The organism is Brevibacillus sp. AG, assembly GCF_028369215.1.
GTDB lineage: Bacteria > Bacillota > Bacilli > Brevibacillales > Brevibacillaceae > Brevibacillus > Brevibacillus porteri.
Genome location: NZ_JAQMYO010000008.1, coordinates 1 through 22,345 on the forward strand (window position 1 = coordinate 1; position 22,345 = coordinate 22,345).

24 protein-coding genes are annotated in these 22,345 nt (G+C 48.0%); 7 read left to right on the plus strand and 17 right to left on the minus strand.

Features of this window, described 5'->3' with window-relative positions; all coding sequences use genetic code 11:
• On the minus strand, window positions 1-338 hold a 338-nt coding region (locus POF51_RS21050; protein ID WP_232774089.1), incomplete at its 3' end, for a sigma-70 family RNA polymerase sigma factor.
• Window positions 339-520: 182 nt separating this feature from the next.
• Here POF51_RS21050 and POF51_RS21055 point away from each other — a divergent pair.
• Window positions 521-718: a hypothetical protein gene (locus POF51_RS21055; RefSeq protein WP_069850443.1), complete on the plus strand. Its 198-nt coding sequence runs from the start codon at window positions 521-523 to the stop codon at window positions 716-718.
• Window positions 719-738: 20 nt separating this feature from the next.
• On the opposite strand, the gene POF51_RS21060 is transcribed toward POF51_RS21055, so the two are convergent.
• The 3 genes from POF51_RS21060 to POF51_RS21070 are packed head-to-tail and all read right to left on the minus strand — an operon-like array spanning window position 739 to window position 3,057.
• Window positions 739-1,233, minus strand: coding sequence for an ankyrin repeat domain-containing protein (locus tag POF51_RS21060; protein WP_244195646.1), 495 nt, complete (start codon window positions 1,231-1,233; stop codon window positions 739-741).
• 13 nt (window positions 1,234-1,246) lie between these two features.
• On the minus strand, window positions 1,247-1,675 hold the full coding sequence (locus POF51_RS21065; RefSeq protein WP_069850445.1) for an immunity 22 family protein: 429 nt from the start codon (window positions 1,673-1,675) through the stop codon (window positions 1,247-1,249).
• A gap of 56 nt (window positions 1,676-1,731) precedes the next feature.
• Window positions 1,732-3,057 carry an SMI1/KNR4 family protein gene (locus tag POF51_RS21070; protein WP_069850447.1) on the minus strand — a complete coding sequence of 442 codons (1,326 nt, stop codon included), beginning with the start codon at window positions 3,055-3,057 and terminating at the stop codon, window positions 1,732-1,734.
• A gap of 183 nt (window positions 3,058-3,240) precedes the next feature.
• On the opposite strand from POF51_RS21070, the gene POF51_RS21075 reads away from it, so the two are divergent.
• The 4 genes from POF51_RS21075 to POF51_RS21090 all read left to right on the plus strand — a co-directional run bounded on the left by POF51_RS21075 (window position 3,241) and on the right by POF51_RS21090 (window position 8,429).
• Window positions 3,241-4,941 carry a molecular chaperone HscC gene (locus POF51_RS21075; RefSeq protein ID WP_069850449.1) on the plus strand — a complete coding sequence of 567 codons (1,701 nt, stop codon included), beginning with the start codon at window positions 3,241-3,243 and terminating at the stop codon, window positions 4,939-4,941.
• Window positions 4,941-6,935 (plus strand): J domain-containing protein, encoded by a 1,995-nt coding sequence (locus tag POF51_RS21080; RefSeq protein ID WP_069850451.1) that lies wholly within the window; start codon window positions 4,941-4,943, stop codon window positions 6,933-6,935. The genes POF51_RS21075 and POF51_RS21080 overlap by 1 nt, the downstream gene beginning before the upstream one ends.
• A gap of 20 nt (window positions 6,936-6,955) precedes the next feature.
• Window positions 6,956-7,648: a DUF1266 domain-containing protein gene (locus POF51_RS21085; protein ID WP_069850453.1), complete on the plus strand. Its 693-nt coding sequence runs from the start codon at window positions 6,956-6,958 to the stop codon at window positions 7,646-7,648.
• 151 nt (window positions 7,649-7,799) lie between these two features.
• Window positions 7,800-8,429, plus strand: coding sequence for a LysE family translocator (locus POF51_RS21090; RefSeq protein WP_069850454.1), 630 nt, complete (start codon window positions 7,800-7,802; stop codon window positions 8,427-8,429).
• A gap of 73 nt (window positions 8,430-8,502) precedes the next feature.
• On the opposite strand, the gene POF51_RS21095 is transcribed toward POF51_RS21090, so the two are convergent.
• Window positions 8,503-9,069: a GNAT family N-acetyltransferase gene (locus tag POF51_RS21095; protein ID WP_017247605.1), complete on the minus strand. Its 567-nt coding sequence runs from the start codon at window positions 9,067-9,069 to the stop codon at window positions 8,503-8,505.
• Window positions 9,070-9,279: 210 nt separating this feature from the next.
• Window positions 9,280-10,344, minus strand: a complete 1,065-nt coding sequence (locus POF51_RS21100; RefSeq protein ID WP_069850457.1) for an HD-GYP domain-containing protein — start codon at window positions 10,342-10,344, stop codon at window positions 9,280-9,282.
• Between the two features lie 217 nt (window positions 10,345-10,561).
• Between POF51_RS21100 and POF51_RS21105 the strand changes: the two genes are divergently transcribed.
• Window positions 10,562-11,053, plus strand: coding sequence for a Mov34/MPN/PAD-1 family protein (locus POF51_RS21105; protein WP_069850459.1), 492 nt, complete (start codon window positions 10,562-10,564; stop codon window positions 11,051-11,053).
• On the opposite strand, the gene POF51_RS21110 is transcribed toward POF51_RS21105, so the two are convergent.
• From POF51_RS21110 to POF51_RS21150, 9 genes are all read right to left on the minus strand, one after another.
• Window positions 10,965-12,791, minus strand: coding sequence for a peptidoglycan D,D-transpeptidase FtsI family protein (locus POF51_RS21110; RefSeq protein WP_069850461.1), 1,827 nt, complete (start codon window positions 12,789-12,791; stop codon window positions 10,965-10,967). The two genes, POF51_RS21105 and POF51_RS21110, sit on opposite strands and share 89 nt — an antisense overlap.
• 106 nt (window positions 12,792-12,897) lie before the next feature.
• Window positions 12,898-13,542: a uridine kinase gene (udk, locus tag POF51_RS21115; protein WP_069850464.1), complete on the minus strand. Its 645-nt coding sequence runs from the start codon at window positions 13,540-13,542 to the stop codon at window positions 12,898-12,900.
• A 35-nt stretch (window positions 13,543-13,577) separates the two neighbouring features.
• Entirely contained in the window at window positions 13,578-14,228 is a 651-nt protein-coding gene (locus POF51_RS21120; protein ID WP_069850466.1) for an O-methyltransferase, read from the minus strand.
• A 107-nt stretch (window positions 14,229-14,335) separates the two neighbouring features.
• The gene (gene mltG / locus POF51_RS21125) at window positions 14,336-15,436 is read right to left on the minus strand and encodes an endolytic transglycosylase MltG (RefSeq protein WP_017247600.1); all 1,101 of its coding nucleotides are present in this window, start codon (window positions 15,434-15,436) and stop codon (window positions 14,336-14,338) included.
• Between the two features lie 147 nt (window positions 15,437-15,583).
• The gene (locus POF51_RS21130; protein WP_007727932.1) at window positions 15,584-15,874 is read right to left on the minus strand and encodes a DUF1292 domain-containing protein; all 291 of its coding nucleotides are present in this window, start codon (window positions 15,872-15,874) and stop codon (window positions 15,584-15,586) included.
• A gap of 5 nt (window positions 15,875-15,879) precedes the next feature.
• The gene (gene ruvX / locus POF51_RS21135; RefSeq protein ID WP_012685619.1) at window positions 15,880-16,296 is read right to left on the minus strand and encodes a Holliday junction resolvase RuvX; all 417 of its coding nucleotides are present in this window, start codon (window positions 16,294-16,296) and stop codon (window positions 15,880-15,882) included.
• A 9-nt stretch (window positions 16,297-16,305) separates the two neighbouring features.
• The gene (locus tag POF51_RS21140; RefSeq protein ID WP_007727936.1) at window positions 16,306-16,566 is read right to left on the minus strand and encodes an IreB family regulatory phosphoprotein; all 261 of its coding nucleotides are present in this window, start codon (window positions 16,564-16,566) and stop codon (window positions 16,306-16,308) included.
• A gap of 110 nt (window positions 16,567-16,676) precedes the next feature.
• A complete protein-coding gene (gene alaS / locus POF51_RS21145) occupies window positions 16,677-19,325 on the minus strand; it encodes an alanine--tRNA ligase (protein WP_069850468.1) in 2,649 nt (882 codons plus the stop codon).
• Between the two features lie 313 nt (window positions 19,326-19,638).
• On the minus strand, window positions 19,639-20,703 hold the full coding sequence (locus POF51_RS21150; RefSeq protein WP_069850471.1) for an AI-2E family transporter: 1,065 nt from the start codon (window positions 20,701-20,703) through the stop codon (window positions 19,639-19,641).
• A 379-nt stretch (window positions 20,704-21,082) separates the two neighbouring features.
• Here POF51_RS21150 and POF51_RS21155 point away from each other — a divergent pair, with 379 nt between their 5' ends.
• Window positions 21,083-21,769, plus strand: a complete 687-nt coding sequence (locus tag POF51_RS21155; RefSeq protein ID WP_017247595.1) for a TerC family protein — start codon at window positions 21,083-21,085, stop codon at window positions 21,767-21,769.
• A 118-nt stretch (window positions 21,770-21,887) separates the two neighbouring features.
• Here POF51_RS21155 and POF51_RS21160 read toward each other — a convergent pair whose 3' ends face one another.
• On the minus strand, window positions 21,888-22,082 hold the full coding sequence (locus POF51_RS21160) for a hypothetical protein (protein WP_228088569.1): 195 nt from the start codon (window positions 22,080-22,082) through the stop codon (window positions 21,888-21,890).
• Between the two features lie 27 nt (window positions 22,083-22,109).
• Window positions 22,110-22,316 carry a hypothetical protein gene (locus POF51_RS21165; RefSeq protein ID WP_007717618.1) on the minus strand — a complete coding sequence of 69 codons (207 nt, stop codon included), beginning with the start codon at window positions 22,314-22,316 and terminating at the stop codon, window positions 22,110-22,112.
• Between the last annotated feature and the right edge of the window lie 29 nt (window positions 22,317-22,345).

The window sequence follows — 22,345 nt, forward strand, 5'->3', positions numbered from 1 at the left end:
TCATTCTCAATACAACGCGCAGCATACGTAGCCAGCTTGGTGCCCTTATCCACCTGATAACTCTCGATTGCTTTGATCAATCCAATGGTACCGATGGAAATTAGATCTTCACTGTCCTCACCTGTGTTCTCGAATTTCTTCACAATATGCGCCACCAAACGCAAATTGTGCTCAATCAGCTTGTTACGGGCGTAAGGGTCGCCTTTGGCCATGAGTCGGAGGTACTTTTCTTCTTCGGTGTCCTGAAGCGGTTGCGGGAAGGCATTGTTCTTGACATAAGCCACGAAAACAAGAAGTTCTTTAAAAACAAGGGAAAGCGCCGCGATAATGCTGGACATGGCTGCCACCTCCACGTCTGGAATAGCTTACTTCTATCCTTATGTGGGCGGTTGCCTATGCGTGCCTGTACGCAGGGAGTTGTTATCGATTAATTCACTGTTGCTTGTATGGTAAAGGATTGTTTCGAAAAATTGAGATATTTTGGTAAATTGAACAAAACGAATGATTGAAGTGATCACCCATGGTAGAATTTGGCGCCGTATCGATCGAATGGCGTACTGTGCTCTTTCAACTCGTCATGTTATTACTGCCTTTAGCACTAGTCATTGCTTGCTGCTTGTTCATCGTAAAACGCACAGCAACCAAGCAAAAAGCCATCGACGAGCTGGAAAAACGCGTCGCAGCACTCGAGCAAGAAATAAAGCGTCCGAAATCATAACAGACGCTTACCTTTTTCCCCTATTCAAATAAAGCCATCATCTCTTCGTCTTCTCTCTCACGTGCTATATCGTATGGTGTTTGCCCCTCCATGTCCTTTTTGTTAGGATTCGCACCTTTAGCCAGCAGCAGCTCTACCACATCCACACGCTCCTCTCCATCCGCTACCTGTGTATGCAGCGGAGTACTTCCATCATGAGCGCTGGCATGTATGTCTGCACCGTGCGCGATTAGCGCCTCTGCGACCTCTGGATAGAGCGCGATATGCAACGGGGTAATACCCTCATCGTTTTTCGCATGGACATCTGCTCCCTGTGCGACCAAATACGCAATAAGGTCAACATCGTCTGTCATCACAGCGCCATGCAGGACGGAAAACTCATACTCATCCTTTTCATGTAGCAATTCCGTCTGTTTCGTGACGATCTTTTTTACGAGCTCAAGGTCTCCCACTTCAGCTGCATCATATAAATCTGCGAAATTGTAAGCCATATCTGTATCTCCTTTCTTACGCATTCCTCCCTGCTCCTTACCGCTCCTCTGTCTCAAATACAAGTTTAGCGAGCAGGACTACTGGTGAATTTTTTTCTTGCCCGCTCTCAGTGAGATGAAACAATTTTTCGTTAATCGGACCATAGCGTGATTCATTGCCGTACAGCAAAATGATATGTGGGTACTTGCCAATCTCCTCTGTTAGCTGTTTGGGCCATTCTTTTCTATCGAGCGTTGCATTCATCGCATATTCGTTTTCCAAATACGTGAAAAAGTCAGCTCTGGCTTCTGCATCCTGCACCTCATGCACTTCAAAAAAATCTTCGTCTACCCATTCAAGGCCTGACGCTGTTAAAAAGCCAGACGGTATCACATCCCCGTCCTCATCGTAAACCGGAGTCAGAAAATCCGCTAGTTCATCAGAAGACTGCAAGGTTGTTCCCCATACCGTTACCACATTTCTCATTGTCTTTCCCCCTTGGTCCATTCCTCTTGCACAAACACGGGTCAATGCCCCTTCGTCTAATGCTTTGCTGTTTCCAAGGAAGAGAGAATGCGATCTACACGCTCTTTTTCCTTGCGCAAAATGGCTTTCTCGTACGCTACATCCAACAACCGATTGATTTCTTGCCAATTCGCTTCACCAGAAGGCGACTCGCCACTCGTCAGCATTTTCCCCCAAGCACTTAACGCAATCTGCCGCTGTGCTTCATTTCCGTCCAGCCAGCGAATCAGATCATCCCATTGTGGACGTGACATCGCGAAAAGCTCATCCCAGCCTTCAATCGGGTACGCCACATGCGGTTCCATCCACAAAATGACTTCACGGGAGCGAAAGTGATGCAAATGACTGTTGGCAGCATAGCCTACCAGACATTCTTTTCTGGCAACAACTTCGTCCATCTCAGCCAAAACTCGCTGCAAGCCCTCTTCTTCTGGCAAACAAGCTGCCGTCACGTATGCACGTAGACTCGAGCCTATCCGTTCATAATGTGGCCCAGACTCCCAGAGCGAGCGTACCCACCCCTCTGCCTTTTTACCTACTGTCTCGACAATGAGCTGGCACCAGAGTAGCAGATTGCTTGATGAGGTTTCCTGCTCGATTTGCGCTACCCATTTATGCAAAACCGGCTCCCAATCGTACTGAGCAAATGCCTTTTGGATACGTGTATCTCCTGCACCATGCATTTTTGCAAACAAGACCAGCTTCTCGAAATCTTGCGCCGCCTCTTCAAAGGTGAGCGTTCGATAGATTTGCAGCCATTCTTTCCACTCTTGTGCGACTTGCCCCTCGACATCGAGCCCATCTGCACCAGCGAGTGCTTCATAATTCCAGCACTCTGCCCCAATACAGCCCAGCTCCGTGACTCGCTCTACGAACTCTGTGAAGCTTTTTCCGAGTAATTGGAACTCGTCTGTCTCATGCCCCCAAGAATAGACAGGTGGGTCATCCGCGCCTGTCGACAAATCGATGAGGAGCATGTCGCCATTACCGCCGACGTGAAAACAGAGATACCTTTTCTCGTCCTCACTCTCTTCGTCTCCGCCAAAGTACGGCCACTCAAATGCATCCAATGACCATCCCAAATCTCCACTGAGTGAAAAAGGATCTAACGCTCGAGATGGCAACGACCAATTTATTTGAACTTGACTGCTGCCCGCAAGCAAAATGGTACGGATCGTCGGGGGAAAGCTAACCCCGAGACTTTCCTCTCTTCTTTCGATTTCTTCCAGCGCCGCCGGTGGTTCTACCGTGAGCGGCCAAACCTGGGCACCTTGTCGCTCCATATCATGCATAAGTAACTTCCACGCTTTAAACCACTTTTCCATTCGCTGCTGCATTGGCATAACGACCTCTCTCGTTTGTCGTTTTCTATCTTCCGAATTCTATTTCTATTTTCTTTATCTAAAATTCGATTTCATATCCTACTAAAGCACCAATTACATCCATTTTTTTCATGGTAAAATTATCTACAAAGTCTCTACTTTTACCGATATTAGTAGAAAAACACGGAAATGAGGACCTAACTGATGACCACCATTGGAATTGATTTGGGCACGACGAACAGTCTGGTGGCCTACTGGACTGAGAATGGACCCGTGCTCATTCCAAACGCGCTCGGAGAAACACTGACTCCTTCTGTGGTCAGCGTCGATGAGAACGGCGAGATCTTGATTGGAAAAATCGCCAGAGAGCGCCTCTTAACACACCCAGATCGTACTGCTTCTACCTTCAAACGGTTTATGGGGACAGAAAAAAGATACCAACTGGGGAGATATTCTCTTTCTGCCGAAGACCTTTCCTCCTTTGTGATTAAATCTTTGAAGGCCGATGCTGAGGCTCATTTCGGGCACTCCGTTCACGAAGCGGTTATCAGTGTACCTGCTTATTTCAATGACACACAACGCAAAGCAACGAAACGAGCAGCAGAGCTGGCTGGACTGAAAGTAGAGCGTTTGATCAGCGAACCGACTGCCGCCGCGATCTCATATGGGCTCCATCAGGAGGAATCCGAGACACAATTCCTCGTATTCGATTTAGGTGGCGGAACGTTTGACGTTTCTATTTTGGAAATGTTCGAAGGTGTGATGGAAGTAAAATCAATCGCTGGAGACAACTTTTTGGGCGGCGAAGACTTTACCGATCTGATTGCCTCTTATTTTATAGAAGCCCATCGACTCGATATCAACACGCTGGACAGCAAAACGCGTTCGTCCATCCACAAACAAGCTGAGCTGTGCAAGCGCGCCTTGTTTTCCGACCAAGAAGGGAAAATGAGTGTCAATATCCAGGGAGAGCTGGTTGAAACAACTCTCAGCCGGAATCAGCTGGAAGAACTCGCGTTTCCTCTGCTGCAACGACTGCGTCAGCCGATCGAACGTGCTTTGCGAGACGCTTCCATCTCACCCCGGGAACTGGACGCAATCGTGCTTATTGGCGGTGCGACACGGATGCCGCTTATCAAATCCATCGTTAGCAAGATATTTGGGCGCCTGCCCCATTCCCATATTAATCCCGATGAGGCTGTTGCATTGGGAACAGCGATTCAAGCAGCACTCAAGGAACGCAACGAGGCGTTAAACGAGCTTGTTTTGACCGATGTTTGCCCATACACACTCGGTACGGGTATTGTACAAACCATGGCAAACGGCAAACACGAGGATGGCTACTTCTTTCCGATCATCGAGCGCAATACGCCAATCCCGGTCAGTCGGGTAGAACGGCTATACACCGTTCTCGATTATCAACGCTCTATTCTCGTTGACGTGTATCAAGGGGAAAGCCGACGCGTCGAACATAACCTCAAGCTGGGCGAATTGAATGTAAAAGTTCCTCCTGCCAAAAAGGGCGAGGAATCTATCGATGTTCGTTATACATATGACATCAACGGGATTCTGGAAGTCGAAGTGACTGTGGTATCTTCAGGTGTCAAAACCAAGGCCGTCATCGAAAAAAATCCGGGTAGCCTATCAAAACAAGAAATTGAGGAGCGTTTCCAAGCTCTTCAAAACATTAAGATCCACCCTAGAGAGCGAACCGAAAATCGATTGCTTCTGGCAAAAGGCGAGCGTATGTATGAGGAAGCGTTGGGCGAAGACCGTATGATCATTGCGAATTACTTACGCCGCTTCGAAAGTGTCCTCTCCACCCAAAATGAAAGAGACATCGCCAAAGCAGCAGAAGAATTGAAGCAGCAGCTGGACATGTTTGAAGGGTGGAATGAGTATTAATGGGGATTTGGGAGATTCTCGGGATTGAACCGACGGACAATCCTGCCCAGATAAAAAAGGCGTATGCCAAAATGTTGAAGGTGCACAATCCGGAGGTTGATCCTGAAGGCTTTCAGCGATTGCGAGAGGCGTATGACCTCGCCCTGAAGTACACACGCAATACCAAGCGCAATCGAATGTTCGAAGAAACGCCCCTACCGGAAAGAAGACAGCCGAGACAGCTCGATGAGGGGGAGAATCATGAATCGGAAGAAGAAGAGCAGCCTAACTACGATCCACCGCAGCGACTCCCCCTGTTTGACAGGTTTTTAGAGGAAACAACGCAAGAAGTGGTCTCTCAAGAAGAAATCCCCATTCCCCAGCGGTACGATTTCACAGAGAGCTACGATCATTTCGAACGCTCCATGAGCCCCAATGATATGGTGGAGCGTTTTTTCCGCCGTACGCAAGAGTTGTACGATAACTATCACGAACGAATCAAGCTTGAAAACTGGCGTGAGTTGCTGAATGACGAGGCCATGTGGAATGTCGGTTGCCATCAACTCATCGATACGCAATTTCTCCACTTTTTAGAAGAACACGATCACTTGCCTCATGAGGTGTGGAATCTGCTCGATTCCCATTTTCAATGGCGGGAGAAATCGGAAAAGCTCGCAAGCCAGCTCTCAGGGCGTTTTGTCGCTTACCTGAACGGCCAGCTCAATCAGACCTTCACACTGCGTTACCACTCTTTTGAGAATCGCGAGGACTTGAATATTGAAGCGTTTCTAGAATGGCGCAGCGATGCGTTATTTGCCCTCATGGAAAATGATTGGGAAACGGCTCAGAGCTATTTGGCAAAAGCCCATGCCCTGTACCCTCTTGATCCCGATTTGATCCGTTTACAGGGCGAATATTTTTTACGAACCGGAAATAAGAATCGTGCCTTTCATACCTTTGATCAACTGATACGTCTTGATCCAGATAACATCGATGCGTATTTGTATCGTGCCCGACTTTTTCTCGAAAAGGGAGATGCTGCTGATGCGATCAAAGATTGCGAGGAAATCCTCACTCGCATGCCAGAACTGTGGGACGCTCGCAGCTTGCTGGGGAACAGTTATCTTCAACTGGGCGAATGGGAGAAGGCTCAAGAGGTTTTCCAGGAGATGCTTTCGCATAATCCCTCCGATATTGATGCGAAGATATGTCTGACGCAAATACAATCTCCGTTTAACAAGATGACCGAACCAACTGCGAACAAGCAAGCCAAAGCAGCTAGGAGAAAAACCTTACGCGTACTCGGGCTTCCTAGCAAGCTAGCAAGGTTCAAGCAATTTTTTGCCATCTACACGAGACGTAACATTTGGACGATTATTTTTCTCCTTCTGCTCCATTACGCTATGTTTGCTGTTGTATCCATGAAGCTGGAGATGACTTCGGAGCAGATATTTGACTCCTTGGTCAATAAATATAAGCCTGTCCCAATTGAGACGATGGACGAGTTGAAACAAACTCCTCTTGGCTACCAGGTGCAATTTACATTGACCAAAGCTTCTTATATCAATATGCTCCGCGTCTATGACAAAGAGAAGCATCCCGAGCCAAAAGCCGAGTTCATTCCTGCTGCCAAAGCCGAAGAGCGAGATCTGTTAAACTCTGACACCGGTTATGTAAATGTGGGTTATCTGGATCAACAAGCGATCATTGTCATTACGGACTACGATCATGCCAAAGAAATTCATGACAAACATTCCATTACGATGCGAGGAACGCTCAAGGCGATACCGGATGGTGAGATGTTACCTGTCATTGTGAATGCTTTGGACAAACGCAAGCATCCTCACAATGCAGTTCTCGTGACCGATATGTATATCAATGCCAAGCCTGACTTAGAAGAAAAAGGATGGACGGGATCATGGCTTCTGGGCATTCTCGCGATAATCTCCATGCTGTATTACATCCGCATCATTCGTGAGATTCCCAAAACTCGCAAAGCATTGACATTCCACTAAAGGAGGCAGAGAGGAATTCCATGACAAAAGAAGCAGAAAACGAAAAAGAGATCGACCCAAAATTAAGCCGCTACTTGCATGCTCTCTCCTCTGTTTGCTTAAATCAGAAGCAACTCGCGTATTATTTGGCCATCCACGAATACAACCGCCTGCGCGATACGTTTTTGCGGCTTCGAATTGATAACAGATGGGACACGGGAGATGCCGCCAAAACGCAAGAGCGCTTGACTTGGTTTTTGGAACATGGGCGAAGAGCTGAATTTGATCAGCATCGCCACGTATTATCTGCACTCAGCGCTGCCAATCGTTCCAACTACATCGCATCCTTAAAAAAAGGCGACACGGAGTCAGCCCGACAGTTGATCGTGTACTCGTATATGAACAGACTCCCACATGCCGGCATTGCCGCCTTTGATTACGCCTGGTATCTCATTATTTGCAAAGCAGGCGCCCAGCAGTCCTATCTTCCCAAGGCGGATGCCGTAGAAAGCATGCTGGACGTAGCCAAGCGAATCCAACTCGCTTATTCGAGCTGGGAAGAGTATTTATTTGCGTATGCATGTGGCAATCTTTACGACGAAGCAGGAGCGTCCAAAAATACGAGTAAAGCAACCGAAGCTCATATTTTGAAGCTCCTGACGGGTAAGTACAGTCCGATCCGTGAATTTGACTGGAAGTTTGATCTCACACCTTATCTGCCCTCACCCAATTAATCTCTCTGTAAAGGCAGGTTAATAGAAAGAAACTGGGGCTAGACACCGCTTTGCTGCCCCAGTAAGCTGGCTTCGTTGCGATCTTGGTAATTCCGTTCATTGGTATTAATGGTTTCTAACTTTGATGAACCACGGAGAGGAGTAATGAAAATTGGTGAGTTTTGGTACTCTTATTACCTTTGTATTTGTTTCGCTTGGTATGGTCTGTTCTCCTGGTCCTAACATGATTTACCTCATTTCTCGTACGATTTCGCAAGGTCGCACAGCCGGAGTCATCTCACTTCTTGGTGTTATACTTGGATTCGTAATTTACATGATTGCAACCATGTTCGGTCTCTCGGCTCTTTTCATAACGGTTCCGTTCGTTTACGAATCAGTCAAGTGGGCCGGGGCTGTCTACCTGCTCTGGCTCGCTTGGAATGCGGTCAAACCAGGTGCTGCTTCCATTCTCAAGCCTGATACTCTTCCTATTGAACCGCCGAAAAAGTTATTTTTGATGGGATTGATCACAAATCTACTGAACCCCAAAATTGCTATCTTGTATGTTTCACTCTTACCGCAGTTTGTAGATCCTGCGCGGGGATCGGTGCTCCTGCAAAGTGCTACGTTAGGTCTAACACAAATAGCTGTCAGCTTTACCATTAACCTGCTTATTGTTCTTGTAGCGAGCAGAGTTGCTCAGTGGTTTGGTACACGCCCAACATGGCTACGGGTGCAACGCTGGCTAATGGCAAGCGTCTTGACAGGTCTTGCTGCGAGTCTTGCTTTTGATCGCAGATAGATCGTTCAATAAAAAACAGCGACCAGTCTAAGACTTTATTTTCAGGTCTTAGGTGGCCGCTGTTGTATTCTTCTTACGCCTTTTCCGCTATGTCCTTCACCATATGGCTCAATTTATGCCCGCTTACGATCACTGTCCCATCCTCACGATAGCCGAGCGATTCATACAGCTTGCGCGCACGTGGTTTTTCCTCGTCTACGAGCAAAGCGATTCGGTCATGCCCGCGCTGAATCGCTTCTTTTTCAAAGGCATCCAGCAGAAGAGATCCGATCCCCTTCCCTCTGCATGAGGAATCAACCGCGACAGAATCTAAATAGAATTCGTCATCCTTTGCTTCTTTTACAAGCGTAATCGTCTCGCCAGTCAAACGTTGGACATGCTCAACGAATGGGCGATCGAGTGCCTCTGTTTGGCTTCCATGATAAAAGAGCGCCAGTCCTACCGGTACATCTCCATCCATGGCAATCACCGCGTTTTCGTAGCTGAGTCGGTTATTTTCCTTCGCAAAAAACTCCTCCATCATGCGAATCGCATCCGCTTCCTCCGTTGCACCTGTCAACGTATGGGCGATATCTCCAATGGCATCATAAATTAATGGCGCAGCAAAAGCTGCATCTGTGGGTTCCGCTTTGCGTATCATGTGTTTCCTCCTTGCGTTTCGAGCATTCGCACGACACGGCTCTTTTCTTTTCTTTTCTTTTCTTTTCTTTTCTTGGTCTATCATGCACACTTTCATTGTGTCACAATCTGCCAATCTGATCGAGCTTTCCCGATGATCGTTCACAGATCAGCAACAATGAAACCGCTCTCATTTCCCAAGAGCGGTTTCACCTTCTTTGCATCGACTTTCCTATCCTATCATTTTTTCAATCGTCAGTTTACGATCATGCCGCAAATCGAGGAATTCACCCATTCTTCTTACCAACGGACGCATTGGCTCATCCTGATGGATAAGAATCACTTCGACTTCTTCCCCGCTACTCAACCTCGCCTTCGCGCCTACGTACAGCAAGGCAATGTAGCGGACAAACTGTGCAACAATCTCAACGTTCAACGTCCCGTTACAGGCTTCCTTCCACAGGAGCTGTGCCGCCTCGAATGGGGACGTCCTCCCTTTGTACACCCGATCGGAACAGATCGCATCAAACATGTCCGCAACGGCGAGCACCTGACATTCGATCGGAATGCTATCGCCTTTTCTTTGCTCCGGATAGCCAGACCCATCGAGTCGCTCGTGATGCAGCAAGGCACACAATGCCAACAGCTCAGACCCACCACTCATATCACGGATCATTTCATAGCCGTAAATGGTATGCTTCTTCATGATCGCAAATTCTTCTTCACTTAGCTTGCCTGGCTTAAGCAATATTTCTTTTGGTACCCTCATTTTTCCAATGTCATGCAAAAATCCGGCTGTCCCCATGAATGATATTCGCTCTTCATCCCATTTCATCAAGCGAGCAATGAGCGAACAGAGAATGCCTACATTTAATGAATGTCGGTATGTATAGCTATCTGCCCCTTCCAGTACGTACAAGTTCCGGAACAAACCCAAATGCTTCGTCGATTTTTCTGATACATCAAAAAAGATGTTGGAAAAATGATCGAGACTCGGTGTCCCGCCAACTGTCAGTTCATCGAAGAGTAGTCTCGTTTTGTCGAGGGCTTGTACATAAGCAGCAACGGTCTCAGAATCTGCCTCTAGTTGGAATAGTTGAGAAGTTACTTCCTCACCGGTTCCCTCCGTAAGACTCTGTATAATGTCAACCTCACGGACTCGTTGCTTTTGCAATAGGATCACATGGGCCGGCGTGATCGTCGTGTTTTGTCCCAGCAGCAAAATTCCTTGTTCGGTGTACAAATCAGCCGCTAAAACTTGTCCAATCAGTGAGAGATCAACAGGTGCCAAAGGCATACAATCAACCTTTCCAGTCTCCGTCTTTTTAGAGGTTGTTCAAAAAGGCGACTTTTTGAACTCACACTTTTACTCAAATTATAGAAAGGAAGAGGGTGAGTTACAATCTTTTTTTCGACCATTCATAACTTTGCTGGACAACGGTACATTTCACTATTCGCATACATATGATATCAAGCAAATGTCAGTGGTTTTATCAAGGAGGGACGAACGTCTCATGACGACGCTGTACATCACACCAAAAGCGTGGAAACAGATTGAGCAGGCCGTACGAAAAAAACCCTCGCTGGAAACAGGAGGGGTGATGATGGGATACCCACTTGGTGAGGATAGATGGGTCGTTACGTATGCAAGTGAACCAGGCCCAAATGCGATTCACCAGCCACATTCTATTTTTTTCGATGACACGCATCTCAATAAGCTCGTCCGCAAATTAAGCAAACATCGACAATGGAAATACATTGGTGATTGGCATAGCCATACGGTAAAACGCCTATCTCCCAGCAAAGGTGATAAGCGAACCATTTGGGCAAAAGCGTCGCAATCCATGTACATGTCCTCCTCTCCCCTCATGCTGATCGTCGGGCTAGGTAAAAACAATCAAATTAACGCAAGAGGATTCATCCTCGGAAATACTCTTCGCGAGGTTGGGAAGATTGAGCTGTATGATCGGCAAGCCCAGCGACAGCTCGGTGAAAAAGCTCCATAGCCTGGTTTTTTCCCCAGCTCGGCTGATTTTCTGCCACGACACAAATGGCGAAACGCGGCTCTTCTAGCGGAGCGTACCCGAGAAACCACAGATGGTTGTTTCCATTCGCATCCCCGATTTGCGCAGTCCCGCTTTTGCCCGCCACCTGCCAAGCGGCATTCATGAGCATCTGTCCCGTTCCCTCTGTGACGACTTTACGCATCATTTTTCGCAATTTATTGGCTGTGACGTAGTCAATCCCGTCCAAAGAGAGCTCCTGCTCGGGGAATGTGTGGAACGACTGACCATTTCGGTATGCGATCTCTTTTACCAGCCGTACCTGAGAGCTTTGACCGCCACGCAAAATCGTTACCATCATATTGGCTGCTTGCAAGGGGGTAATACGTACATCCCGCTGACCAATGGCGCTTTGAATCAGGACGCCTTCATCGTCGCGGGATATACCCTCTGCAAAGACTCTCCCCGGCTCTTCGCCATCCAGCTGCTTAAAGTTTTTGAGTTTATACAGATGAGGGGTAACATGCCCTACTTGAGTGGTCAAGCCTAGCTTTTTTGCATATTCCTCCAACTTTTCTCCGCCCACCAGCTTGGCGATATGGGCAATCGCAATATTGCAGGATTGGGCATACGCTTCTTCCAGCGTCACACTGCCGTGACCTTCTTTTTTCCAGCAGGAGAAATGGTACTTCCCGTACTCCCCCGTACATGTGAAACGGTCAATTGGTGAAACCATTCCTTCCGCCAAAGCGGCTGCTGCTACCACTGTTTTATAGACAGAACCAGGCGGGAGTTGTTTGAATGCGCGATTCTTCCAGTCGCTGATGTTTCCTGCAACATTCGTTTGATCATAGGTAGGGCGGCTCACAGCTGCAAGAACATCGGCTGTTTGTACGTCCAAAACGACGATACTGCCCTCTTTTAATCCTACTTGATCGGCTGCTGCCTCCATACTTCTCTGGATTGCTGCATCCAAGGTAGTCGTTAATGAAAGCGGATAGTATTGATTCGACTGCTTCGTATAGCGAATATCCAGCCCTCGGAGCGGTTGTCCGTGCCCATCTACATAATAGGACAAGACAGACGGCTCTACTCCCTGTAAAAACCGGTCAAAGCTTCGCTCCAGACCCGATGCCCCCAGCGTGCTCTCGGCATTCATTTTGCCGCTTGTCCATTCATCTGGATACAGCTTCTGCACCATGTCGGGATTTTTATGGATAAAACCAATCAGATGCTTGGCTACTTCATCAGCGCGGTATCGCTCTGTCACCGCCAATGCCACAACTCCTGGGATGGCAAGTGCATTGATTTCCTCAGCCTGCCGCTCGGTGAGCATCACCAGCTTGCCTGACTCCTCTCGCATGAGCAGTGGTACTTTTGCCTTTTCCATGGTCTCCGACAGCCGTTCCTTGGATTCTCCTGTTATTTGAGCCAATCGCTGCAAGCCATCTGTTCCTTGCAGGCTCCCACGCGCCAATGGGAACAAAATCAAGGCGAGATGCTCTTCTCCGGTAAAGGCGTACCCACTTCGATCCACGATATCGCCACGCCCGCTATGCAGCACGATGCTTTGCTGTCTTTGCTTTACTGCTGCCTTTACCAAATCAACGCCATGCCGAGAAAACCGATGGGGCGATCCGAGTTGAATCCACCACAATCGCATGACCAAACCGAGCCATAACAACGACATGGACAACAATACAAGAAAGTGACGTCTTTTGATTCGTCGATCCAGCTGCATCGAATTCCCTCCCTGGCTTTTTTCACCAGTATTGCCGGAATGTACGCGACAGAAACAACGAACAAAGAAAAAAGCACACCGTATGTCACGGTGCACTTTTAGGTATTTAAGATTGATTGGCGAACTGTTGCTTCTCCAATAAAATATTGCTGATCTTCGTGGATAACAGATCCAATGCTACTCGGTTGTAGCCGCCCTCTGGCATGATGACATCTGCATATCGCTTGGTCGGCTCAATAAACTGCAAATGCATCGGTCGAACGACGGTTAGGTACTGTGTCACGACAGAATCGAGGGAACGACCGCGCTCTTCGATGTCACGTACGATTCGGCGTACAATACGCACGTCCGCATCGGTATCAACGAATACCTTGATATCCATCAAATCACGAATCCGCTCATCCTCCAGAATCAGCATTCCTTCCAGAATGATGACATCCTTCGGGTCGACCTGGATCTGCTCTGGCTTACGGTTATGCTCCTTGAAGTCGTAGATCGGTTTTTGGATCGCCTTTCCTTGCAGCAGCTCTTGCAAATGCGCAAGCAACAAATCGTTGTCAAAAGCGAAGGGATGGTCGTAGTTAGTCAACGCCCGCTCTTCTGGGCTCAAATGGCTTTGATCCTTGTAGTAGGAGTCCTGCTCAATCATCGTTACACTATCATTTTGGAACTGGCGGTACAGCTCCTTTGCTACAGTCGTTTTTCCAGAACCACTGCCTCCCGCTACCCCAATCAATACGGGGTTACCCATGCTTCATGTCCCCTTCCTCATGATGCTTTACACGTTTACGACCCTATGTTTTTACTCTTTTTCATACTGATGGCCAGCCCGTCTCCGACTGGAATAAATGTCGTTTCTAAATCAGGACGCTCCATCAGATGCGAATTATAAGAAAGCAGCTTGTCCACCATCGGACGCTGGCGCTTGCCCGCTTCTTCTGGGGTCGCCACCAGTCCTCGGAACAGGACATTGTCGCTGATTACCAAACCGCCTTCGCGGAGAAGCGGTAGATACAAATCGAGGAATACTCGATACTGACCTTTAGCCGCATCGATAAACAGGCAGTCAAATTGATATGACTCCGGCAGCCCTAAAGTGGCGTCACGTGAGAGTATTTCCACACGATCTGCACATCCTGCTTCTTTTATATTTTCCCGTGCTCTCGCCAATCGATCTTCATCTATGTCCATCGTGACAATTCGCGCTTCCGGCGCAGCTTCTGCAAGCCAAATGGTGGAATAGCCAATTGCCGTACCCACTTCCAGAATCGCTTTGGGACGATGCAGCAATAACAACATCCGCATGACTTGAGCGGACGGGAGCTGCACAATCGGAATGTTTTCCTCTGCCGCCTCCTGCTCCATTCGCTTGAGCAGCGGAGAACGCTCGGGTACCAGGCTTGACACGTAGTCGTCAATTGCCGGATTGGTAATCATGATTTCACTCCTCTTTCGTTACAACCGAATTATTATAGCACACCTTGAGAAAGCTTGGCTACGTCAAGCGCTGTTGATCGCATGCAAAAAAAAAAGAGGAAACTTGGTTAGTTTCCCCTGCTTTTCTTATCATTTGCTTCATGCTCTTGCAGTGTTTTGGAAAAGTAATGCTCGGCCGTTCCGTCTTTTTTCGTCACGTAGAAAAAGTAATCGTGTTTAGCTGGATTGACGACAGCTGCAAGCGAAGCTCTGCCTGGGTTGGCAATCGGTCCCGGTGGCAATCCAGGATTTGTGTATGTGTTGTACGGACTTTTTACTTTTAGGTCCTCGAAGGTCAAACGGTCTCGTTGTTTGCCGAGAACAAACTGGACGGTAGCATCAGCCTGCAACGGCCACTTATCGCGAATCCGATTATAGTACACGCCTGCTACAAGCGGACGCTCCTTATCTACTGTTACTTCACGCTCAACGATCGATGCGAGATTAACCGCCTTATCCAGTGTTAAATCGTGCTGCTTCAACTGCTCTGTCCACTCTGGCTTCCATTCCTTTTGGAATTGAGCCAGCATACGCGAGACGACATCATGGGCTGTAGCATCTTTGTCCACCTCATACGTTTCCGGGAACAGATATCCTTCCAGACGGTGTTTTCGGTCTGCATGCTTCGGTATGGCTGCGACAAAAGGATAGTCGGGGAATGCACCTTCATTTACTTCTTTTAAGAATGCCGCCTTCTCTACAATGCCTTCTTTATCGAGATGATCTGCGATCTGTTCAACATTCCAGCCTTCTGGGATCGTAAATCGGTTCGCATTGATCACCGTGTTTCCTTCCACCATAGCGGTTAGTATCTCATCAATGGCTTGACCAGTCGTAAATTGGTATTCTCCCGCCTTAAGATCAGGGGCCACGCCTTTATACTTCACATAGTAATTAAATACATCGGCATTTCGGATCAGACCTTGTTCTTCCAGAAGTCGACCAATTTTTTGTACGGATGACCCGGACGGAATCGCCACGTTTTTCACCGTCTGTTCACCTGCAACCGGCTGTAATTGCTGGTACACGTACCACGCTGCTCCCCCCGCAGCCAAAATGATCAACAACAACAAGGCAACCAGCCACATCACAATTCGTCCGCCGCGTCTGCGTCGATGCGCCAGAGGGCGGCCGGGGTTAAAATCAGGCTTCGCTGACATTGGTTTCAAGCTAGAAATCCTCCCTTTAGGGTCTCTTTATCTCCATCCCATCCATTATACAAGAGGCTTATCCAACTGTCACTTCATGGATGATTTTGGCGAAAAAAGTCATAAAAAAAGAGCCCGCCAGTTGCGGACCCTTTTCTCACGAATCTATTAAATTCCGTCTTTCTCCAAATCGGCAATCAACGTTTCGAAGGTAGCTTCTACTTGCTCCCACTCTTCATCATCTTCGATTGGCATGAGCATGTCTGTACCATCATAACGCAGGAAGTGAACCTCGTACTCTTCTTCCTCTTCCTGATCTACTGGTACGAGCACCAAATAGCTGCGGTCTTCAATGTCAAAAATGTACATGATACGAAAATCTCGCGGTTCCTCGGTACCTTCTTCCGTCAGCGCGATCACATCGCCCACTTCGAACTCTTCCATCATCTCTTCACTCATTGTGGTCACCTCGATTTCGCGTCCAAATATCCTTGGAGGATTAAAGTGGCCGCCATTTTATCTATCACTGTCTTTCGCTTTTGACGGCTGACATCAGCAGAGATCAGCATACGCTCTGCCGCCATTGTCGTCAAGCGTTCGTCCCACATGTGGACAGGAAGAGACGTGCGTTCCTCCAAAAGCTTGCCAAATGCTTGACACATTTCAGCACGCGGGCCAATGGTTCCGTTCATGTTTTTGGGCAAACCAACAACGAAAGCCCCAATTTGATACTGCGAAACTAATTCGCTCAGGCGAGCAAAATCCTTTTCCTTGGATTGTCGCTTGATGGTCTCTACTCCTTGCGCAGTCCATCCCAGCTCATCGCTGACAGCCACTCCAATCGTCTTGTCGCCTACATCCAACCCCATCAATCGTGTCATCGTTAAGGTCTACTTGCGCTCTGACAAGTAAACGGTCACCAACTCTTCTATGATTTTGTCCCGTTCCAATTTGCCGATCAGGCTCCGCGCGTTGTTGTGGCGTGGGATAAACGCCGGGTCGCCAGAAAGCAAGTAACCGACGATCTGGGTGATCGGGTTGTATCCTTTTTCCTGCAGGGCTTTGTACACCTCTGTCAATGTTTCTTGCACATCCGCCGCATTCGCTTCCTTGGGCACCGTGAATTTCATGGTATTATCCAACGAACTCACAATCAACACCTCGATTTCCTTTGAGACTCTTTTAGTTTCATACTCTTTTTTGTATTCGACTCGGATTTCGTTTACTCCTGTCGATTATACAAATTTCTCGTGCAATCGCACTATTTCCCTACTGCTTGACTCTTCACGAAGTCAACCACTGCATCCAGTGCTTCTTGCAGCTTGGATGGGTCCTTACCGCCGGCTTGTGCCATATCAGGACGTCCACCACCGCCGCCACCGCAACGAGTTGCGACTTCCTTGATGATCTTACCAGCGTGAATGCCTTGATCCATGAGATCTTTGGTTACACCTGCAACGAGGTTCACCTTGTCGCCATCGACTGCACCCAACACAATGACAGCGGAGCCGAGTTTGTTTTTCAGCTCATCTACCATGCCGCGCAGGTTGTCCATATCGACAGCGGAAACACGTGCAGTGAGTACATTCATGCCGTCTACTTGTTGGAGTTTATCCGTCAACGACGCTGCCTCGATGTTCCCCAGTTTTGCACGCAGGGACTCGTTTTCGCGCTGTACTTCTTTTAATTGTTGTTGCAGACCTTCTACACGTGCAGGTGCTTCTGCCAGTACTGGTGCTTTGAGTGCTTGCGCCACTTCTTTGAGTGTAGTGAACTGCTGGTTCAAGAACTGATAAGCGCCGCGTCCTGTTACTGCTTCGATCCGGCGTGTACCTGCGCCGATACCGCTCTCGCTAACCAGCTTGAACAGACCGATTTCTGCGGTATTGTTCACATGGCATCCACCGCACAGCTCCAAGCTGTATTCGCCCACTTTTACAACGCGTACAACGTCGCCGTATTTTTCACCGAACAACGCCATCGCGCCCATCGCTTTTGCCTCAGCCAATGATTTGTTGGAGATCTCGACACTCAGGTTTGCCCACACTTTTTCATTCACGATCGCTTCGATACGCTCCAGCTCTTCTGGAGTAATGGAGCTAATGTGCGTGAAGTCAAAACGGAGACGCTCTGGTGCTACCAAGGAACCTGCCTGATTGACATGCGTTCCCAAGACATCCTTGAGTGCTTGATGCAGCAAGTGAGTCGCTGTATGGTTTTGTGTGATAGCCAGACGTGCTTCACGGTTCACTTCCGCGCGAACCTCATCGCCTTTGCGCAGGGTACCAGCTTCGACGATGACGGAATGTACATTTTGACCCATTGGTCCTTTTTGTACATCTGTCACACGTGCTTTCACGATATCAGAAATCAGGAAACCTTCGTCATTGATCTGACCGCCGCTTTCTGCATAGAAAGGAGTTTGGCTCAGAACGAGTTGTACGGTTTGACCTTCTTCTGCTTCTTCTACCAGCTGGTTGTCCAAAATAATCGCTTCAACTTTACCTGTTGCTACCAATTCAGTATAACCAACAAATTGGCTCGTAACCGTCAAATCAGACAATGGACCACCTTGGATTTGCATGCTGTCTACATCTTGACGTGCTGCACGTGCACGCTCACGCTGTTCTTCCATCGCTTGATCAAAGCCATCACGATCGACAGTCAGCCCTTGCTCGTCTGCAAAGTCTTCTGTCAAATCAACAGGGAATCCATACGTATCGTACATTTTGAACACATCTTGACCAGACAGTTGTGTCTTTCCGCTTTCTTTTGCTGCCTTCACCATGTCAGACAGGATCGCCAGACCGTCGTTCAATGTCTCGTGGAAACGCTCTTCCTCGGCACGAATAACTTTTTCGATAAACGTACGCTTTTGGACAACCTCTGGGTAGAATTCGCCCATCATCGTGCCTACTGTCTCAGTCAAGCTGTACAGGAATGGCTTCTCTACGCCCAGCTTTTTCCCCATACGTACGGCACGGCGAAGCAGACGGCGAATGACGTAGCCACGTCCTTCATTGGATGGAAGCGCCCCGTCACCGATTGCAAACACAACTGTACGTGCATGGTCAGCGATTACCTTCAAAGCTACATCCATCTCAGGGCTTGTTTTATACTTCACACCGGAGATTTCCGTGGTCTTTTCGATCAGCGGGAACAGCAAGTCTGTCTCAAAGTTGTTGTCTACGCCTTGGATGACAGACGCCATGCGCTCAAGACCCATCCCCGTATCAATGTTCTTCTTAGGCAGCGGCGTGTAAGTACCGTCTGGATTGTGGTTGAACTGGGAGAATACCAGGTTCCATACTTCCAGGTAACGCTCATTCTCCCCACCTGGGTACAGCTCAGGGTCGCTTGGGTCGTTTCCAAATGCTTCTCCACGGTCATAGAAAATCTCCGTGTTCGGTCCGCTCGGGCCTTCTCCGATATCCCAGAAGTTGCCCTCCAGTCGGATGATTCGCTCTTCTGGAACACCGATTTTCTTGCTCCACAGCTCAAATGCTTCTTCGTCCTCTGGGTGAATGGTAACGGAAAGCAATTCTGGATCAAAGCTCATCCATTTTGGGCTCGTCAAAAACTCCCATGCCCATTCAATCGCTTCTTCCTTGAAGTACTCACCAATAGAGAAGTTACCCAGCATTTCAAAAAAGGTATGGTGGCGAGCAGTACGTCCCACATTTTCAATATCGTTGGTACGAATAGACTTTTGTGAGTTCGTGATGCGCGGGTTGTCCGGGATGATTCGGCCGTCAAAATATTTCTTGAGAGTCGCTACACCGCTGTTGATCCACAGAAGGGAAGGATCGTCGATTGGAACCAATGGAGCGCTAGGCTCAATGCGATGTCCTTTTTCTACAAAAAAGTCGAGGAACATCTGGCGGATTTGATTGCCTGTCAGTTTCTTCATCTACATTCTCCTCATCTAAAAATAAAAAAAGCCCCCATCCCCTCAGGGACGAGAACTGATTTTCTCGCGGTACCACCCTGCTTACAGGCTCGCTACACGTATCTGAGCCAAGGCCTGTCGCTTAAGTGGCGTCTAACGGTGCCAAGCCGCCGGGTTTTGCCCGGTCTTAGGAGTAGCCTTCTGCTGCTCTTCTTTTGGTCGCCCTCTCAACCATGGAGCGCCCTCTCTGTAAAAGGTCTGCAACATACTCGTTCCCTCATTGATTTCACATAAATCACTTTGTCCATATTATAAATATTTTACCTGATCACTGTCAACTTTCATGCATCATGACAGCGATTCGGCTGACGATCACTTTGCAAACGGCAAGAATCGGGACAGCAACGATTAGCCCGATGATGCCCCCTACAGTCTCCCCTACCAGCAGGGCCAAGATAATGAGAAGCGGGTGCAAATGCAAAGAACGACCAACGATGTTCGGGGACAAAATGTTCCCTTCCACGATTTGAATGATGAGATTGACAACGAGAACGAGTAATAGTGTCTTGGTTGAAATCGTAATGGCGATCACAACTGCCGGGGCCGCCCCAATCAATGGTCCGATGTACGGAATGATGTTGGTGAGACATACGAATGCAGCCAGTACAAAAGGATACGGCATGCCGATCCACCAGTAGCCCAGATATGCGAAAGCACCTACGATCAGGGCGACAATCATTTGTCCATGTATGTATTTGCCCAAGGATTCATTAATATCCCGAAGGACGATCAGTACTTGCTTCCGATAAGCCTTTGGAACAATCGACATCCCCGTCTCATGCAATTGCTTCATATCCTTCAAAAAGTAAAAAGCGATAAACGGTACGATAGCAAAAGCAAACAGCTTTCCCATCGAATGACGAGCATTATCCACGATTTTCGATACGGAATGAGACATTCCCTCATTCGACTGGATGATCACCCGGTCCACACCCTTCGATATGCTATCCGGCAAGAAATACTTTCGTGCCTCCCACTCACTCATCCATGTATAGTACCAATCCATCAGGCGGGGAATATCGTCTGACAGCTCCACCAATTGTTTCGTAAAAACAGGGATGGCGTTAATGATCGCAATGGTAATCACCAATACAAATGATCCATATATGAGCAGCACTGCCATTAAGCGCGGAACCCTTCTTTTTTCTAGCAATTGCACGACCGGATGGAGCAAATAAGCGATAACGAGTCCCAATATGACGGGAACGAGCACTTCCTTCATGAGCGAAAACAACTGTGAAAGGACTGGTCGGAGCAGCCAAAGCAGATTGCCGATGACCAAAAGTGCGATGAGCCAAACAGCAGCAGCAAATAGACGACTTCGCCGAAGTTCATCCACGTTCCCCAACTCCTCTCTATTTGCATACATCTTTTTTAGCTTGTCTCATTCACATTAATTTCATGTAACCTATTGACACACAATTTCGTGTTCAGTACTATGTAATTACAAGAGGATATCTCCAAAGGGGAGTAGCTTTTTCGCAACATAGTCGTCATTACGGGATTTTTCCCCGGCTATGTTGGCAACATTTTCGTAAATGTTGTAAGCAAGACCTTTGCCGACCAGGTAAAAGGTCTATTTTTGTTATTTAAACGACCTTTTCCTGTCCCGGGAAAGGTCGTTTTCTTTTTCGCCCCTTTACACACACTACAGGAGGTATCAAGAAAACGGCCAGCGGATTATTCGCTTCTAAAATGGATTAGGAGGAGGAGTAGAAATGGATTTATTGTTAAGCCCTGAGTTTTGGACTGCATTACTCTCTATCGTTATCATCGATCTGGTGCTGGCCGGGGACAATGCCCTCGTCATCGGGATGGCGGCTCGTAACCTGCCTGCTCATCAGCAAAAGCAAGCTATCATCTGGGGAACGGTTGGTGCAATTGTCATTCGTGCATTAGCGACACTCGCTGTCGTTTGGTTACTGAAAATTCCTGGTCTGCTGCTTGTAGGTGGTTTGATTCTCATTTGGATCGCCCTCAAGTTGCTGGTTCAAGATAATGGTCATGAGAATATGAAGGCAAGCGGAACACTTGGAGCAGCGATTTGGACGATTATCGTAGCCGACACGGTAATGGGCTTGGATAACGTTATCGCGGTTGCTGGTGCAGCACATGGTGATTTCCTTCTGGTAGTTATCGGTTTGATCATCAGTGTTCCGATCATGGTTTGGGGTAGCACATTGATCTTGAAGCTGATCGAGAAATATCCGATCGTTATTTATATCGGTTCTGCCGTATTGGCGTATACCGCTGCGAACATGGTAACGAGCGAGAAGTTCCTCACACCATTCTTTGCCGCTTACCCTTGGGTAAAATGGTTATTCATCGTAGCTGTTGTGGTTGGTGTCCTGTTGATCGGACGCATGAAAAGCCAACAGCAAAAACGTTTGGCAGAACAATCTTAATGCAAAGCAAGACTCCGTCGTTTTACGCGACGGAGCTTTTTCATGTATGGCGATGTAAAAAAAGCACCCGAACACAGTGTATGTTCGGGTGTTTATTTACGTTCCAATTCACATTTTGTTAACGAGTCACGGCACGCATCAGCTTGCGACCTGATTTCCACATACGCGTTACATCACGCATGGAGAAGGGCAACTGATTCCAATTCAATGAAAACCGACTGCGACGTCGCGGAGCCATCCAATAGCCAATGATCGCCACAATTCCGCTTGTGGCCAGAACCCGCAACAGGCCTCGAATGAACAAGCGTGCCACCTCCATTGGTTTTGCCGCTCAAATCCACTACATATTCAAGTGAGCGGTTACTGTCTGATCCTCAATAAACAGATCGTTGAGCGAATGCAAAGATCCATCTTCCTCAACCTGGTAGACAGAAGCGATCTGCTCATTGGAAACGCTCATTTCTATAAAGCAGTTCCAGCAATAGTATTGATTGGTTCCAATCTTTCCTACGTCTTTGGAACTGCAATTCGGGCATATGACACGCATCACGCTTTTCCTCCCTTTCACGCCTGGCC